This is a genomic window from Alteromonas sp. AWJ4_199 (assembly GCF_056159165.1).
Window position 1 is genome coordinate 3,185,434 of sequence record NZ_JBSWUR010000001.1, and the last position, 15,199, is coordinate 3,200,632.

The 15,199-nt window shown below is 44.3% G+C and carries 15 protein-coding genes; 4 read left to right on the forward strand and 11 right to left on the reverse strand.

All coding sequences use genetic code 11. The annotated features are described in order from the left end of the window. Window positions 1-10 precede the first annotated feature (10 nt). Window positions 11-2,134, reverse strand: a complete 2,124-nt coding sequence (locus ACXAER_RS13925; protein WP_474830130.1) for a TonB-dependent siderophore receptor — start codon at window positions 2,132-2,134, stop codon at window positions 11-13. Window positions 2,135-2,444: 310 nt separating this feature from the next. On the opposite strand from ACXAER_RS13925, the gene ACXAER_RS13930 reads away from it, so the two are divergent. Together ACXAER_RS13930 and ACXAER_RS13935 are read left to right on the forward strand one after the other, a co-directional pair. Beyond that, window positions 2,445-4,331 (forward strand): TonB-dependent receptor domain-containing protein, encoded by a 1,887-nt coding sequence (locus ACXAER_RS13930; RefSeq protein WP_474830132.1) that lies wholly within the window; start codon window positions 2,445-2,447, stop codon window positions 4,329-4,331. Window positions 4,332-4,340: 9 nt separating this feature from the next. Then, window positions 4,341-4,880, forward strand: a complete 540-nt coding sequence (locus ACXAER_RS13935) for a DUF6314 family protein (RefSeq protein ID WP_474830134.1) — start codon at window positions 4,341-4,343, stop codon at window positions 4,878-4,880. A gap of 18 nt (window positions 4,881-4,898) precedes the next feature. On the opposite strand, the gene ACXAER_RS13940 is transcribed toward ACXAER_RS13935, so the two are convergent. From ACXAER_RS13940 to ACXAER_RS13950, 3 genes are all read right to left on the reverse strand, one after another. Then, window positions 4,899-5,762 (reverse strand): DMT family transporter, encoded by an 864-nt coding sequence (locus tag ACXAER_RS13940; RefSeq protein WP_474830136.1) that lies wholly within the window; start codon window positions 5,760-5,762, stop codon window positions 4,899-4,901. Window positions 5,763-5,855: 93 nt separating this feature from the next. Then, window positions 5,856-6,059, reverse strand: a complete 204-nt coding sequence (locus tag ACXAER_RS13945) for a hypothetical protein (RefSeq protein WP_474805073.1) — start codon at window positions 6,057-6,059, stop codon at window positions 5,856-5,858. Window positions 6,060-6,228: 169 nt separating this feature from the next. Continuing rightward, window positions 6,229-7,092 carry a LysR family transcriptional regulator gene (locus ACXAER_RS13950; protein WP_474830138.1) on the reverse strand — a complete coding sequence of 288 codons (864 nt, stop codon included), beginning with the start codon at window positions 7,090-7,092 and terminating at the stop codon, window positions 6,229-6,231. 108 nt (window positions 7,093-7,200) lie between these two features. Here ACXAER_RS13950 and ACXAER_RS13955 point away from each other — a divergent pair, with 108 nt between their 5' ends. Continuing rightward, window positions 7,201-7,947: a hypothetical protein gene (locus ACXAER_RS13955; protein WP_474830140.1), complete on the forward strand. Its 747-nt coding sequence runs from the start codon at window positions 7,201-7,203 to the stop codon at window positions 7,945-7,947. 61 nt (window positions 7,948-8,008) lie between these two features. Here the strand turns inward: ACXAER_RS13955 and ACXAER_RS13960 are convergent, their stop codons facing one another. Continuing rightward, window positions 8,009-9,172 (reverse strand): AI-2E family transporter, encoded by a 1,164-nt coding sequence (locus ACXAER_RS13960; protein WP_474830142.1) that lies wholly within the window; start codon window positions 9,170-9,172, stop codon window positions 8,009-8,011. Between the two features lie 175 nt (window positions 9,173-9,347). Here ACXAER_RS13960 and ACXAER_RS13965 point away from each other — a divergent pair, with 175 nt between their 5' ends. After that, window positions 9,348-10,436, forward strand: coding sequence for a Gfo/Idh/MocA family protein (locus ACXAER_RS13965; protein ID WP_474830144.1), 1,089 nt, complete (start codon window positions 9,348-9,350; stop codon window positions 10,434-10,436). Between the two features lie 127 nt (window positions 10,437-10,563). Here the strand turns inward: ACXAER_RS13965 and ACXAER_RS13970 are convergent, their stop codons facing one another. From ACXAER_RS13970 to ACXAER_RS13995, 6 genes are all read right to left on the reverse strand, one after another. Next, entirely contained in the window at window positions 10,564-11,637 is a 1,074-nt protein-coding gene (locus tag ACXAER_RS13970; protein WP_474830146.1) for an ADP-ribosylglycohydrolase family protein, read from the reverse strand. 92 nt (window positions 11,638-11,729) lie between these two features. Further along, on the reverse strand, window positions 11,730-12,518 hold the full coding sequence (locus ACXAER_RS13975) for a lipase family protein (protein ID WP_474830148.1): 789 nt from the start codon (window positions 12,516-12,518) through the stop codon (window positions 11,730-11,732). A gap of 184 nt (window positions 12,519-12,702) precedes the next feature. After that, complete coding sequence (locus ACXAER_RS13980; protein ID WP_474830150.1) at window positions 12,703-13,059, reverse strand: RidA family protein; 357 nt, start codon at window positions 13,057-13,059, stop codon at window positions 12,703-12,705. 327 nt (window positions 13,060-13,386) lie between these two features. Next, window positions 13,387-13,761: a cupin domain-containing protein gene (locus ACXAER_RS13985; RefSeq protein ID WP_474830153.1), complete on the reverse strand. Its 375-nt coding sequence runs from the start codon at window positions 13,759-13,761 to the stop codon at window positions 13,387-13,389. Between the two features lie 8 nt (window positions 13,762-13,769). Next, complete coding sequence (locus tag ACXAER_RS13990) at window positions 13,770-14,312, reverse strand: redoxin domain-containing protein (RefSeq protein ID WP_474830155.1); 543 nt, start codon at window positions 14,310-14,312, stop codon at window positions 13,770-13,772. Window positions 14,313-14,321: 9 nt separating this feature from the next. Beyond that, on the reverse strand, window positions 14,322-14,918 hold the full coding sequence (locus ACXAER_RS13995; RefSeq protein ID WP_474830157.1) for an NAD(P)H-dependent oxidoreductase: 597 nt from the start codon (window positions 14,916-14,918) through the stop codon (window positions 14,322-14,324). Between the last annotated feature and the right edge of the window lie 281 nt (window positions 14,919-15,199).

Below are 15,199 nucleotides of genomic sequence, written 5' to 3' on the forward strand. Positions count from 1 at the left end.
AAACTTATTACTAGAACTGGTACTTAAGGCTCACCGTATAGTTAGTTGGTGAACCCGGCATGGTCCAAAGCTGATGGTATGAGTTCTCAAAATAATCTCTATCGAACAGATTATTTACGTCAAACCTCATAGAAAGTGCATCGCTGATATTCACTGACCCTGCTAAGTTCACAAGGGTATAAGACGGCAAAATGAATGTTGGATCGGTGGTTTGCCCTAAGCGATCGCCCACGTAACGCATGGTCACACCAATGAACGCTTCTTTTTCAAATACGCTTGTGAAATGGTTAAGCGAGATATACCCCGAATGCTTGGCAATATTGATTAAGCGCGACCCTTTAGGAATAGGCACGCCCCAATCCAAGTTATTGACTTCGTTCGCGGTTTTAGCATCTACGTATGCGTAGGCCATATCAAGGCGAATGTCTGAAGTAAGGTCAGTCGTTAATTGAAACTCAACCCCTTTGCTTTCAACTTCACCGAGCGTAGCTGAAAAGCCAGTGTTAGGTTCAGCGGTAAGCATGTTGGTCTTTTCAGCATCAAAAATAGCGACGCTACCAGAAAACATATCAGCAATGTTTTCCCACTTAGCTCCTACCTCAAAAGAGGTGGTCTCTTCAGGGTCAAACGCATTGCGGTCAGAGTCAAGTCCGGGGTTGGGTCTGAAACCTTCTGCATAGCTAGTGTAAAGGCTAACAGAATCATTGATTTCATACACGAAGCCAAAGCGCGGCGTCACTTCCGTTTGGTCTTGTTCTTGCCCTTCATTGCTTAACTTATTAAGAATGTCTTGCTCGAATTTGTCCACGCGAAAGCCAACTAAAAGCTTGGTTGCTTCGCTAAGTTCTATAACATCTTGTGCGTAGAAACCTAACCCTTTTTGCTTTTCAGCCGTGAGTGTAGTGGGCGTAACGTCAGGTCTGAAAATAGTGTAGTCTGGATTTTCAGGGTTGATGCTGTAAGTGGTATCACCAGCACCCCACGCAGTGCGCCAACGACGATAGTCTGTGTCGATGTGGTAGTTGTAATAGTCCAAACCAAACAAGACGTTATTTACGAAGCCTGCCACGTCTACCACGCCACTTAATTCAAAGCGTAGTGATAAGTCTTGCGCTTGATAGTCACGGGTTCTACGTTGCCTTGAAAGTATAGATGGGTCGGTATACAAAAGCTGACGGCCTTCTGACAGTTCAGTATCTGAAGACTGCCCTTCAAACGACGAGTCTCTATATGCAAAGCCACTGAGTAAATGCCAGTTGTGATTCAACTCGTGATTTAACACTAGCTGATGTCCAAAGGCTTTAACTTCATGGGCACCGTCTCTTACATCACCATAGAAGTCTTCGGCATCTACAGCGTCAAAGTCGTTATTCAATATGAACACACCGCGGTCAAGCGGCTTTTCCTGATCCAATATTTCCATCTGATAGCTTAAGCTGGTGTGATCAGAAATGTTCCAAATAAATGAAGGGTTAAGGTTCAAATTCTTGAAAAACACGTTATCGCGATAAGTATCAGAGTCTTCGTATGAACCGTTAACGCGATACGCCATGTCTGAATTAATGCCGTTCGTGTAATCGAACTCTACTTGTTTTTTATCAAAATTACCTACGGTACCCTGGATGTAGCCTTGCTCTTCGAACTGAGGTTTTTTGGTAATAACGTTAATGGTGCCGCCAGGTTCACCTTGACCATATAAGGCTGAGCCCGGACCCTTCATTACTTCTATGGTTTGAACGTTAACCGTGCTTCTATTACCGCTATAGCCACGCACGTTGAAGCCGTTTATTAAATAACCCGATGGGTTATTTTCATCGCCAGAAAAACCTCGGATCGCAAAGCTATCGAACATGCCGCCAGAGTTGTTTTGTCTAACAATGGTGGGCGCAAAATCTAGCGCATCGATGAAGCGCGTGATCCCTTCATTCGCTAAGGTATCAGCAGTAATTCGGTCGATTGCTTGTGGGGTGTCGATTAGCGGTACATTACCACGGTATGGCTGAAAGTGTCTTTTTACCTCAATGTGTTCAAGTTCATCATGAGCGCTTTGAAGGGAACTTTCATCACTTTGCGCAGCGGCATTTACCGATAGTGCAGCTAGCGAAAATAAAAACGGTAATTTAATGTTAAGCATAAGCAAGGTTTTACGTGTCTTCAGCAGGTTATAAAAAAGGCGGTAGATGTTATGTTATCTCGTTTCATTCCGCAAGAGGGCTTAGGAACCAAAAGGTGAGATTAATGATTCTTGAAGACTAATTGCATATCGGGCGCTTCATTCGGAAGGTGAAAACGCGCAAAGCGTTATTACAAAGCGTTGTTGCAAAGTGAATATACTGGTCCAAACTCAACTGTCTGGCGTTTTCCTCTGCCTGCCAATGCTATACACTTCGCGTTTTTGTCACGCCTTCTTGCTGGCTACCCGTAAATTTGAACTAGGACCCTAAATGCGTCATACAACCCTCTCATTACTCTTTTGTACTCTACCTTTTTCTGCCATGGCCGCTGAAAGTGTTGTTTCATCAAACGCTAACTCTGGCGTGAACAGCAACGAAAAAGGCGTGGAGAAAATTACGATTGAAGGGGCGGCGACGGCGAACAACAAGCCGGTAGGGACATTTAATTCACCTATATCTAACTTAGAGTACGATCCGCGAGTCGATTTGCAGTCGAGGAACATGGCAGAAGCGCAGGCTGACGTCACTATTCGCGGCGGTATATTCGAAAACACGGGGTTTCGCATAGGAAGCGCAACGCTTATCGACCCGCAAACGGGGCACTATTTCGCTGAAACTCCGATTGCGCCAGAAATGTTGACGAAGCCGAGTATTTTCACAGGGGTCGATAACGCGCTTTACGGTGTAAATAGCTCTGTAGGTACGGTGTCTTACGGCTGGCGTCCCATCCAAACAGCAGGCAGTGTGTCAGTGGGAGTAGGTAATAACAACTTCAATTTGCAGCGTGTACACGGTGCAGTAAAGTACGCGCTTAGTGATTTACCCGGTTGGTCTGTCGGGGTTGAAGGGGAGTATTCTCGCTCTGAAAGTGATGGCACTATTGCTAATGGCGATCATAATTTCGAACGCGCGTCAGGGCGTATTCAGCTGGCAAGTAATGACTCACAAACCGACGTGTTTTATGGCTTTCAGCAAAAGTTTTTTGGCTGGCCTAACTTGTACACGCCTTTCAACGTAAACGAGACAGAAGACATTCAAACCCGTTTGGTCATGCTAAATCATAAACAGGGCTACGGCGAAAAGAGCATGAAAAATACCTTTGAGGTTTCTGCTTACTACAGAGAGAATGACGACCATTACGTATTCTCACGTGAAAATCCTGAATCTTTTCAGGCGTTTCACGAAACCAAAGTTAAGTCATTGGCGTTTTCCGGTACTCATAATGTTTCGCAAGAATTTGGTATCAACTACGCAGCACAGCTTACTGTAGACGAAATCACCTCAACCACGCTAGAGAACAATTTCACCTCTCGCGACTACTACAAAATAAGCCTAGTGCCAGAATATAGAACGCAGTTGAACAGCAATGAGTCGCTTACCGTTCGTTTAGGTGGGGCGTTTGACGATACAAATCGCGACGACGACCGACTGTCTTTTGTGGGCGATATTAGCTGGCTTACCCAAACGGACAGCAATGCCTCGCGTACGCTCTATCTTTCGTATGCAGAAGCGACGCAGGTGGCTGGCTACACGGCTGTAGGGGGCAGCATCACAAGCGGTCTGTTTAGAAGTAACAACCAGTTACAGCGGGAAGTCAGCAAAAACCTAGAGTTTGGGGCATCGTTTGATCATTCCTCTTTCAAAGTTGATACCGCCGTATTCTATCGCTGGGATAACGAGCTGACAGATTGGACGTATAGCTTCGACGCTACTTCAGCACGCAGTGCAAACCCGGTTGATATTGAAACCCTGGGTATTGAGTTGATTGCAGTTAAGCGCTTTGAGAGCGCAGATGTGGTGGCAAGCTATACCTACTTAGACAAGTCTGAAGACTATCGAATTGATGAGGTAGACGCGAGCTTTTACGCGCTTAACTATCCGCCGCATCGCGCAACCCTTGGGTTGGTGTGGTTTGCAACCGATACACTTGAAGTTCGCGTTGACAACGAGTGGCGAAAACAAGAAACCAACGCGCTTAGAAACGGCAGCGACTCAGCATTCTTCTCGCATGTTGCCCTTACGTATTCACCGGCTCAAATTGAAGGGTTAAACCTAGTATTGGCCGTAGATAACTTGTGGGACGAGCGTTTTGAAGAAATCCCAGGAACGCCGGGGCGCGGCGACCAATATTCAGCCACTGTAACCTATTTTTGGTAAGGGAGAGCAATGATAGAGAATCATCCTCATTCCTTAGACGATTTTGCTGGACAATGGACGCTAACGCGCAAAATCATCCAGCGAAATGGCGATGTATTTACCTTTTCTGGCCAAGCTGAATTTAGCTGGCTAGAAGGTAAAAGCTACATAAGTGAAGACTACCTAGATAACGGCCACATCGGCAAAGACGACATAGTCAAAAAACACAAAGGCAAAGAAGACCAAAATAATGGCAGCGCACATAAAGAGAGTTGCACCTTAGGGTATTACGAAAAAGGCGAGGTAACTGCGCCCAACAAAAGCGTAATGCCTGCAGAACGTCGGTATTTCTGGCAGCAGCCTCAAACGGGTTTGTTTGAAGTGTTGTTCGACGATAAGCGCTATTTCCATACATTTAGTGTGAGCAACCCGAACGCCGAACACTTATGTGGCGATGATAATTACGTGGTGCGCTATGACTTCACAGCGTGGCCAGTGTGGCGCTCAACATGGCAGGTCAAAGGCCCGCGCAAAGACTACACTATGGTAAGTGAGTATAGCCCTATGTAGAGTTGGCTTTGGTAAGGCTTAGATCTGCTTCTGTTTATTGTTGTATTGATGAGACACCCAAAGCGCAATAGCGATGATAGCACCGCCAAGAAACAGACGTGTAAAGTCGGTGTCTTTTTGCCAAAGCAGTAAGTTAACCACAAGCCCTGCCGGAATCAGCGCGTTATTCATTATGGCTAAGGTACCACCAGAAACGGCTAGCGCCCCTTGGTTCCAGAAGTAATATCCAAGCCCCGATGCTACAATCCCTAACCACAATAGCACTCCCCATTGCTCGGTATTCTGCGGTAGTTGGCTTGTGTTGCCGAATAGGAAAAACGCGGGCAAGGCTACAACTAACGCGCCTAAATAAAACCACCCGAATACGTTGTGATAGGGAACTTGGACTGTAAAAGTCGAGGTCAGCTTTTTATAGCCTACTTGCCCTAGCGCAAAGGAAAGATTAGCACCCTGAACAATAGCAAAACCAAACCAGTAATTATCAGTCACGCCATCAAAACGAATTATGGCTGCCCCGGCGGTGGCGATAAGCGCACACAGCAAATGAAACGGAGTAAATCGCTTAAACAGAGCATCGTTTAACATAACGACATAAAGCGGTGTGAAAATGGTGAATAGCAGCACTTCAGGCACGGTTAAATACAAAAACGCGTGGTAGAAGAAAATGTACATTAATCCTAACTGCACTGCACCTAAAGCCGACAACACCGCTTTTTGCTTGGCGCTTAGCAGTGATACTTTGAGAAACGGAAGGAACACCGCTGCAGCAAGAATTATGCGGGTTAATACGGCAAAGTAGCTATCTACTGAGCCGGCCAAGAATTCACCGATAAGCGAAAAGGAAAATGCCCATAGGACTGTAACTGCAACAAGGTATAGCACGCGTTTCTCTTTTTCTAAGTAGGACGCGCGCTAAAGTATTGCAATGGGCAGTATTTATCAACTAATAGCTTGTTTGGACATTGCTGATAACATTTAGTGAACAACGCTAGAAAGTACAGGCACTGGCGCTGACTCAACTTTTTTGTTGCCCTTATTACTTTCCTTAAATTCGCCAGCTTCCTCAACCAGCGCCGTCATAGCGTCAATAATATCTAAAAAGCTTGATAACTGCTCTGGCGTTAGGCCATTAGACAAATTTTCGATTTTATTGATAAGTTGTTTAGTAGGTAGGCGCATAGTGTCAAAATCTCGTTGTTAAAACCTTAATTTCTACCTTGTGAATCAATTATCTTGCCAAGTTTAACGGACAATTGATTTTTATTCTTTCTATAGACATGCTTGGACAAATTGAGCTTCATTATTGGTTATATAGCGATAGTAAGATTGTTCGACATTCTTAAATAACTTACCCTTCAACGAGCGATTTTTTAGCCATTAATGCATCGGTTAAAAACTGCATCAGCAATTTCACTTTAGGCTTTTCATACAGATCAGGGTGGGTGAGCAGCCAAATATCGTATTTCAAAACGGGCGCGCTCCCTGGTAGTCGCACTAGGTCGGGGTGTGGGTCGCCCATGAAACATGCAGCTCTTCCCATACCCACGCCGTTTAAAATAGCGTGATATCGAGAGATGATGTCGTCTATTGTTATTCCAATAGGCACCTCTGGGTAAGGCGATTGTGCTAGCCATTGCGGCCAAACTTCATTCTCTAACGGCGCAATCCATCGCCAGTCTTTACGGGGTGTATTTTCACAGTAATCTTTGTGTGCATAAAAGCACAAGCCTAGCTTGTAAAGTCGCCTTCCAATTAAATGTTCGGGTAATTTAGGTGCCCCGCGTATAACGACATCCGCTTCGCCTTTGTCTAAGTCGGCGAATTTTGTAGAGCTTTTCACTTTTAATTGAATAGACGGATAAAGCCGAGCGAACTCACCGAGTTCTTTGACCAACAAAAACTGCGACATGGGCTCGCCCAGTGAGAGCGTTATTGGGCCTGCGAGTTTTTCATTACTTGCGCAGTAAAGCTGTTCTGAATCGCGAATAACACTTTCAACCTGCATAGCGGTGGCGACAAGCTGCTCGCCAAACGGGGTAGCGCGGTACCCGCCGGGAATACGCTCGAAAATACTGGCGTTATATTGCTTTTCCAATAACGCCAAGCGTCTTGCTACCGTGGTATGAGTGGTTCCCAAAGCTACTGCGGCCGCTCTTAAGGTTATCGACCTGTGAAGGGCAAGAATTAATGCGTAATCATTCCAATCTTTCATGGAACGATAATGCACCATTGTGGACAAAAAACAAACCGTGTTTTTGGGTGATTCACTTGTTAATGTATTCGCATAACTACAAAGTTAACTATTAAAGAGAGAGTTGAAATGTCACTTAGTTTATTAAAATTCAAAGTTTTAGGGTTCGGGTTGTTAAGTTTTTTGTTTACCTCTCCCGTAATTGCTGACGAAAAAGAGAAAGTGTTGTCGGTGCATTTTAATCCAGGAGCGGTGATGCAGCTTATTGCACCTGTAACTGAAGCGGAAAAGCGTCCGCTGCGAGACAAGTATTTTGAATTGGGAGCATCAACAGCACGCGAATACGGGTATACCCAAAATGGGGTACTTGTTGTTGAGAAGACACTGATAGGAACCTTTAGTCCTAATGTTTTTGTGGTAAGCCAGTGGCCTTCACTTACTGCACAAAAATCATTTCAATCGCTACCACTGTTTAGCGATATAAAGGCATTAAGAAAAGAGGCATGGGAGGCATTAAAGCTTTATGACTATGAGGTAAGTAAACCCACCACACTTTCATTTTCAACTAACAAGATATATTCAGTTTCATTGGCCTGGGTGAACCCCAAAGCACCTAACAACTATTATGCTTTTATCGACAGCTTTGCAAAAAAAGCGCAAGCGTTGGGCGGTAAAGTAGTATCCAAAACTCAGGATATATCACTAAGCGACCATAACCCCTACGCTGTAGCGCCACAGCAAATTGTGATTATAGAGTGGAATAGTACAAATGATATTGAGGCGCTTCTTGCATCATCAGAATATGCAGCGCAGCTCGAAAAGCTTAAAAACGGCACGGTAGATTTTGAACTGCATGCAGTGCGCCCAAGGATTTAGGGGTAAAGGCGTAAGCGTATTGCTAAAGCGTTGCGTGTGTAAACAAGCGGTAATCAGTTAACTATTTTGACTCGATAAGCCGAATCCAATGATTAAAAACGCCTACGTTTTCCAAGATGATTTTCACACACATCAGAATTGGTACTGCTAATAGGACTCCTATCACGCCCCATAGCCAGCCTGTAATGGCTATCCAAATTATGATTATCAGCGGATTGAGCTGCATACTGCGCCCAAGTACGGCGGGTGTAATCAACTGAGACTCGACAATGTTTAATGTTAAAAATACACCGGCGGGTAAAAATGCGCTGCCGGTAAGCCCAAATTGAACTAGACCCACAACGAGCAACACGAGACAACTAGCGATACCGCCTAAATAGGGTACAAAGTTCATCAAAGCAACCAGCGCTCCCCACAATAATGCATCTTCAATTCCGAAGAAATGAAAGGCGCTAGCCGTAGCCAGCCCTAAACAGGTGTTTATGATACTTATCGTTACTATGTATGAAGAAAGCTCTCGTTGAATTTGATCGACCAACACTAATGCTCGTCTTTTATCCGTGACCACTGGAAAATCTCTAATGAAAACGTGGAAGAGGTTTGGACCGAAGACTAATAAGAAAAAGATCAATACTACGCAGCCAAGCACTTGCGCTAGTAAGAAAGGCGCACTGCTGAAGAGGTTCAAACCCATATCAATGCCACTTTGCTTGATCTTGTCGGTCACTGAATTTGAAGTATCTGGCGGAGTAAGTACCTGTTTATTAGAGTCATCGTCGCCAAACCAGTCAAAAATAGAGGGCCCCTTTTCTACGGGAGCGGCCTCAGGCGGTGACGTATAGGCATCAATGCTACTGCTAATTTCTTCTATCTCTTCTGTTATCTCGGCAGCTATTTTAGGCAGTGAATGCATCCAGCGTTCGGCGGGTTCAGCAAGCTCTAAAATAAGCAACGTGAAAGGGGCTATCAATAGAGCAATCAATACACCTGCTGACATTGTCCGTGGTACATATACTTTCCTAGCAATGGCGACAAGTGGGCTTAACAGTAAGGCTATAAACGCAGAGAAAAACAGCGGGATGAGAAGTGACTTCGCCAAATACAACGTGTAAATAAAGGCAAAGATTACTAAGGTATTAAGCAGCTTTGTTTGCTTGGCAATCTTCGGGTACGCACCAGTTAAATGCTTTTTTTGTTTGTCGTTAAGAGAGCCAGCGTTATCCATGTCTTAGCCTTTGATAAGAAGCGAGTTTTGCGCGAGTTATGTACAAGTGTCACTCGGATTTAAATATTACGAAAAATTCATGTTGAAAGTTCAATACTTAAATACAAGTGATCTATGAGTACGTCAAAGACACTACTAAAAGCATACATGGATTATTGTCTTATGGAGAGGGCTAATGCCTCGTATTACTCGTCGTCACTTCCTTCAAATAGCGGGTTCAGGTCTACTCCTTGCCCACAGCCCTTGTTTGTTAGCTCAGCCACCTAAAAAGAAATTAGGCGTAGCTTTGCTTGGCTTAGGCAACTACAGCACAAATTTATTAGCACCTGCGCTACAGCACACCCAGCACTGTGAGCTGCGAGGCATCATCACAGGTAGCGAAGAAAAAATTCCCAAGTGGCAAAGAAAGTACGGTATTAAAGACGCCAACGTATATACATACGGTTCTATGGCAAAAATAGCCAATAACAAAGATATCGACGTTATCTATGTCGTTACCCCCACAGGTACGCACAAAGACTTTGCAGTAAAGGCTGCCAATACAGGAAAGCACGTGTGGTGTGAAAAACCAATGGCCATGGATAGTGAGGAGTGCCAGGCAATCATTGATGCTTGCCATCGAAATAACGTCACTCTATCCATTGGCTATCGCATGCAGCACGAACCTAATACACGCACTTTTTATCAATATCTTGAAACGAAACCCTATGGATATATATCCGCAGTATCGAGCTTCGCCGGTTATGCGGGGCAAGGTAGGGCGGCAGACAACTGGCGCATGAAAAAGCATATGGGAGGCGGTGCCCTTTATGACATGGGCGTTTATGCAATAAACAGCGCGCGCTTTTTAACGGGGCGAGAGCCTTTGTCTGTAACTGGCAGCCACCCTCCACAACGTTTCCCAGAAAAATTCACTGAAGTTGATGAAACTACCTTATTCACCATGGACTTTGGTGACGGGCTGGTGGCAGATTGCGGCACTAGCGTAGTTGAAGGGTTTAATCATTTTAAAGCTGACTGTGAAGACGGTTGGTATCAGCTAAAACCAATGCAGAGCTATAACGGTGTAACGGGTACAACGTCTGACGGGAAAACGCTGCCACCTATTAACGGGATGCAGCAAACGCTTCAAATGGATAATGACGCTTTAGCCATATTAACTGGGCGCCAGCCAATGGTACCTGGTAGTGAAGGGCTTGCTGATATTAAGATTGTTAACGCCATATCTGAAGCGGCGAAAACGGGTCAAACAGTTAGGCTGTAAGGTTTTGTCACAACGTTAACTAGGGTGAAGCGAATATCGTTAATTAGTAGCTTACAAAGCGTTAAGTTAGGCATTTGCTTCGCCTTGAAAGGGCACAGCTTTAAACTACAATACTTCCGTATTCTAATTATTCCTCGGCTAGAGAATCGATTAGCGAGTTTAGCTTTTTCGCATCAGTTAATTCACTAAACCATGGGGTTATCTCTGCTCCGTGCGTTAAACCTAGTATTGCCCCTAAAACAAAACCGCGATGCACGTTGTCACCGCCCACGTTAGTGTTTGCCATCAGTGCTTTTTTCGGATTATCAGCATAGCGATAAGCGAAGTATAAAACAGCGGGCCATGCGTCTGAGATATAACACGCTGGCGAATACATGCGCCCTACAACTTCAATATCACTTTTGTTCTTTGCCGTAAGGGACGGCAAGTTCAACCCTGCTGAGTTACGCGCAACTTCATCTAAAATGTCTTTGGGTGATTCATCATGGCGGTGAACCAATTTGTATATCAGCTCAACATAGTAATCACAGACTGAGGCTAACGACTCATCGGGATGAGTTAAATACAAGTGCTTACGACACAGGTATTTGATGTCGTTAAGTGCAGTATTTTTAGCAGCTTCTACTAGTGCTAAAGGTGTCACCGATACGAAAGCGCCTATCGAAGCCGTATCGTGGGTAACTGCCCCACATTTTTCTGCCGGAATGCCTTGTACGAGATTTGCGAAAAAACCTCTGTGATAAGACTCGGCATATGTGTCAGGGTGTTTAGGCACATCAGCGCGCATAAAGCTAATGTACTGGTTTAAAAACTCATTTTCATCATAACCTTTAAGTGCGCAGGTCAAAACAATACGGGCGCAGTGGGCATTCAGGGTGTTTTCACCAGCTTTCATTCCCTGGTGATAATGAACGTTATCTTTACCCCAGTACTGCCTTTTTCCTTTTAGAATAACCTCACCCACTATCTCTTTTTGGCTAGCTGATGCTTTGTTTGCACGACCACCTTGTTGTGTGGAATGCAGCGACATTATAGAAGAAGGGTGGAACGTAGGAGCTTCTTCAAATTGTTCGATACCTAGTGGAAAGGCTTTATAGATATCAGCAGGGTTGTAAAACCAGTGTACCGGCATTGCGAGTGCGTCGCCGATGAATGCGTTTTTGAGTGCCGCTTTCGCTCGCTCGATCTTTATTGAAGCCATATATTCTTTCTCCTGCCAACAAAGCAGTATAGGTGGGTATGTGTGTAGTAAACTGTTTTAAATTACGCACAAATGGCTAAAAATGATCGCTTTCAATGCTCGTCAAAAAGCGACTTATTGCGAATATATTTCCGCATGTAGTGGTAGGTAATAGGGCGCAACAACCAGCTTTTAAGAGACATTAAAAATCGCCTGTGAGTAGGCGTGTTTTCATAAATTTTATCATCATGCAGCCAAAGCATTTTACCCACATGCCAGAAGTAAAAAGGGAAGGGAGGCATAAAGGTGATTACGTCTAGGTCGCAGCAAATACGGTAGGTTCTGTGGTGTAGCGTGTAATGCTTGTACCAAGAGCGGGTGCCCACTGCAGGCTGCCCAAAAGTAACGACTCTTTTTACCGACTTTGGGAAGCGCCTTTCAAAATAATCGGCCATTAACACAGCGACCGCACCACCAGATGAATGACCGATAAATGAAAACCGCTTACCTTGTGCGCGAAGTGGCTCTAGCACTTTTACGAGTAATTCTCGTAGCGGTAATGCGTCATCGGACGTTTTTGTACTTGAGTACATTGGCTGCGCAAGTAATCTCGCAAAGCCCCAGTGGACAAAGAAACTTCGATTCAGCTGACGCAATCGATAGGGTATGAAAAACAAGTTTGCGAACCAGTCTTTAAAGCCTAACGAACCGCGAAAAACGATGATGACTTCTTTTTTGTTCTCAACCCACAATATCCTTACGCTCATTCTACCGTATTTATCGACAAGATGACGTTCATGAAAAGGATCTAGTATTTTTTCGTATTGCGCGTCGGCGTCGGGGTAGGCGAGTTGACAGAGGATGGCATATCGTTCGTATTGATAGCGTTTCAATTTTTTCATGAAAACTCATATCGGAGCAATTTGCGTGTTTGAGGGTAAGCCTTCGCAGGCTCCATTGGCGAATATTTTACGTTACAGGTATTTTATTTCAGTGATGTGACGGGGAAGCCTTATTTTACAAAGAGGCCATAAGGCTCTGAAAAGAAGGTGCAGAGCCGATATGTTAATTAGTAATGTTGCTTGATCAATTAATAATTTCAGCTGCTACTACCGAGATTTCCACGAGCAGTGCTTCGCGGGCCATATCGGCAGTAACGCATGCCCTTGCTGGCGCGTAACCATCTGGAACCCAGTTATCCCATACCTCATTCATTTTCGCAAAATCATCCATGGATTTAAGGTAAATGGTCGCTGAAAGCATATGCTTTCTATCGCTGCCTGCCTGTATAAGTAGACTGTCGACTTTATCTAACATGGTTTGAGTTTGGTGGGTGATATCTTGCGTGGCATCTGCGCATACTTGCCCGCATAAGTAGATAACGCCATTGTGTTTCACAATACGACTCATGCGCTGCTTGGTTTCCATTCGTTCAATGTTCATTAATTAAAGCCTTTCAGAAAGTGATAAAAGTTTGTGCTGAGCGACTTTAATTGGTTTGTTGGGGGACTTCAATTGTTACTCCATACTAGACAACGTTATCCTAGGGCACTTGGCTCCTAGGTACCGCAAGTCAATATATAACGCGATAACTTTAAAACCATATTGGCTTCAAGGAAAGAGTCACAAGACTATTGTTTCCAGCATGGGCTGCTATCGGGAAAGGCAGGTATAACAATGAGTATGCGCATAGGTGTTTAAGTTAGTGCCAAGTAGCCCTGACACTAACTTTAAACGCGTTCCTATCACTTACTATAATCGAAGGCTTGGTTATTTAGCTTCCACAATTATTGCAGTAATCGTTGAGTCACCAATATTTTTAACTTGGTGCTCCCATTCGTCATGCCACATGACATAACCATCAGGGATTTCTAAGGTCATTGCTTTGTCAGCTGTTTTGATGATGGCTTTTCCGCCATCTTCAAAATAAACGGTTTCAGCATTGTGTTGGTGCCAAGTGTCTTCCTCGCCGGGCTGAAGCGTCATTTTTAAAACGAGCACGTTTTCGTTTTCTAAAAGAAGAGTGTAGTGCTTTGGCGATACAATATGAGCGTGTCCTGTATTGTCATCGTTCGCCATAGCACACCCAGATAACATAGTACCCGTTGCCAAAAGGGCTGCTACGAAATTAGCCACTTTTTTCATAGAAGCTCCTATTTGTGCATACCGCGAATAGGGTAGTTGTTATCAGGGTTACGAATCCAGCCCAAACCACTTACTAATGTCTCTAACTCAGGTCTAACAAATGGGTTGTTAGAAATATCAGCGACGTGCACGTTACCTTCATTGTTCACAACAAACAGCGCGGGTTCAGAAAACGGGTGATCAGTTTCCTGAGGCGACCTTGGATCAGAGATATAAACGCCTAATTCTTCCATTTGCTCCACCGTTAAGCCGTACGCAATTGGAAAGTTAATGTCCAACCTAGGAAGGTGACTTTCAAGCTGCGCTTTACTGTCGCCAGACACTGCAATAAGGTCTACGCCAGTTTCGGCAAGATAACCTCTAACACTCTCAAGTTGATTGAGGTATCGAGTGCAAAGTGGGCAATGTTGCCCTCGGTAAACCACTATCATTTTCCAATCAAGACCGTTCTCAGGTGTCGCTAACTTTATAATGTCGCCATTTAACAGCTTTGCTGAAATATCTGGAAAAGCAGAACCTGCATGTAACTTATTGGTGTATTCAGTACTCATGATAAATCCTTAAAAATGCTTGTTGATGTGGGCTTCAAAACGTTTGAAATCGTTTTCTACATCGGCGTTTTTCATTACGTCAAAGCTAGCGAAAGTTTCCATTGGCTTCATGCCAAAGAACTTGAAGTTCATATGCATTGGAAACAGTAAATCGTCTACAGATTTACCTTCAAAAAACTCTTCGCTGTCGTTAAATGACTCTTCTGGAGCATTGAAGGTTAAAGACATCATATATTTAACGTCGGTAAGGGTACCGCCTGTGCCGTAGTTTTTCTTCGGCGCTTCTTCAACGCGACCATCGCCGGCACATAGGGCTCCACCCATACCTGCAGTGTAAATTTCATCCATATACTTCTTGAAAGACCATGGCACACCCATCCAGTTAATTGGTGCCTGTAGAAGGACAATGTCAGCCCACTGATGATGGGCCAACTGTTCTTCAACGTTGTGTTCTTCAGTCATTGTCACTACGCGAGTGTTGTAGCCTTTAGCTTCAAGTAGCGTTACTGCTTTATCGACGAAAGATGCGTTTAGCTTGCCTTCCGAGAAAGGGTAATACTGGTGTGCATTAATAATTAGTACATTGCCTGCTTTTGTAGTGGTCATCTCAAAACTCCCAAAAATTGAAATAAATCTCGTTGTCTCTAGGTGGTTTATTTTAGTAACCTTTTAACTGTTTTCAACTAGTGGTGTTTTGGTAACTATGTAAGCGACTGGCAGAGTATTATGTAAATATAATTAGAATCAATTGGTTAAGTGAGTTAAAAATGGGTTGCCGTATTAGTAGTACTGCTTTAAATCGTAAAAGGTCGTTCGTTTAGGGAGATCGAGAGTTTTGAGGAGCTTCAATATATGGCTATGTCTTGGACCGACACGCTTGCGTGGCG

Coding starts and splice junctions, on each gene's coding strand:
- ACXAER_RS13955 (WP_474830140.1), top strand. CDS start 7,201: ATGTCACTTAGTTTATTAAAATTCAAAGTTTTAGGGTTCGGGTTGTTA.
- ACXAER_RS13925 (WP_474830130.1), bottom strand. CDS start 2,134: ATGCTTAACATTAAATTACCGTTTTTATTTTCGCTAGCTGCACTATCG.
- ACXAER_RS13960 (WP_474830142.1), bottom strand. CDS start 9,172: ATGGATAACGCTGGCTCTCTTAACGACAAACAAAAAAAGCATTTAACT.
- ACXAER_RS13980 (WP_474830150.1), bottom strand. CDS start 13,059: ATGAACATTGAACGAATGGAAACCAAGCAGCGCATGAGTCGTATTGTG.
- ACXAER_RS13985 (WP_474830153.1), bottom strand. CDS start 13,761: ATGAAAAAAGTGGCTAATTTCGTAGCAGCCCTTTTGGCAACGGGTACT.
- ACXAER_RS13995 (WP_474830157.1), bottom strand. CDS start 14,918: ATGACCACTACAAAAGCAGGCAATGTACTAATTATTAATGCACACCAG.
- ACXAER_RS13930 (WP_474830132.1), top strand. CDS start 2,445: ATGCGTCATACAACCCTCTCATTACTCTTTTGTACTCTACCTTTTTCT.
- ACXAER_RS13945 (WP_474805073.1), bottom strand. CDS start 6,059: ATGCGCCTACCTACTAAACAACTTATCAATAAAATCGAAAATTTGTCT.
- ACXAER_RS13975 (WP_474830148.1), bottom strand. CDS start 12,518: ATGAAAAAATTGAAACGCTATCAATACGAACGATATGCCATCCTCTGT.
- ACXAER_RS13990 (WP_474830155.1), bottom strand. CDS start 14,312: ATGAGTACTGAATACACCAATAAGTTACATGCAGGTTCTGCTTTTCCA.
- ACXAER_RS13935 (WP_474830134.1), top strand. CDS start 4,341: ATGATAGAGAATCATCCTCATTCCTTAGACGATTTTGCTGGACAATGG.
- ACXAER_RS13950 (WP_474830138.1), bottom strand. CDS start 7,092: ATGAAAGATTGGAATGATTACGCATTAATTCTTGCCCTTCACAGGTCG.
- ACXAER_RS13965 (WP_474830144.1), top strand. CDS start 9,348: ATGCCTCGTATTACTCGTCGTCACTTCCTTCAAATAGCGGGTTCAGGT.
- ACXAER_RS13970 (WP_474830146.1), bottom strand. CDS start 11,637: ATGGCTTCAATAAAGATCGAGCGAGCGAAAGCGGCACTCAAAAACGCA.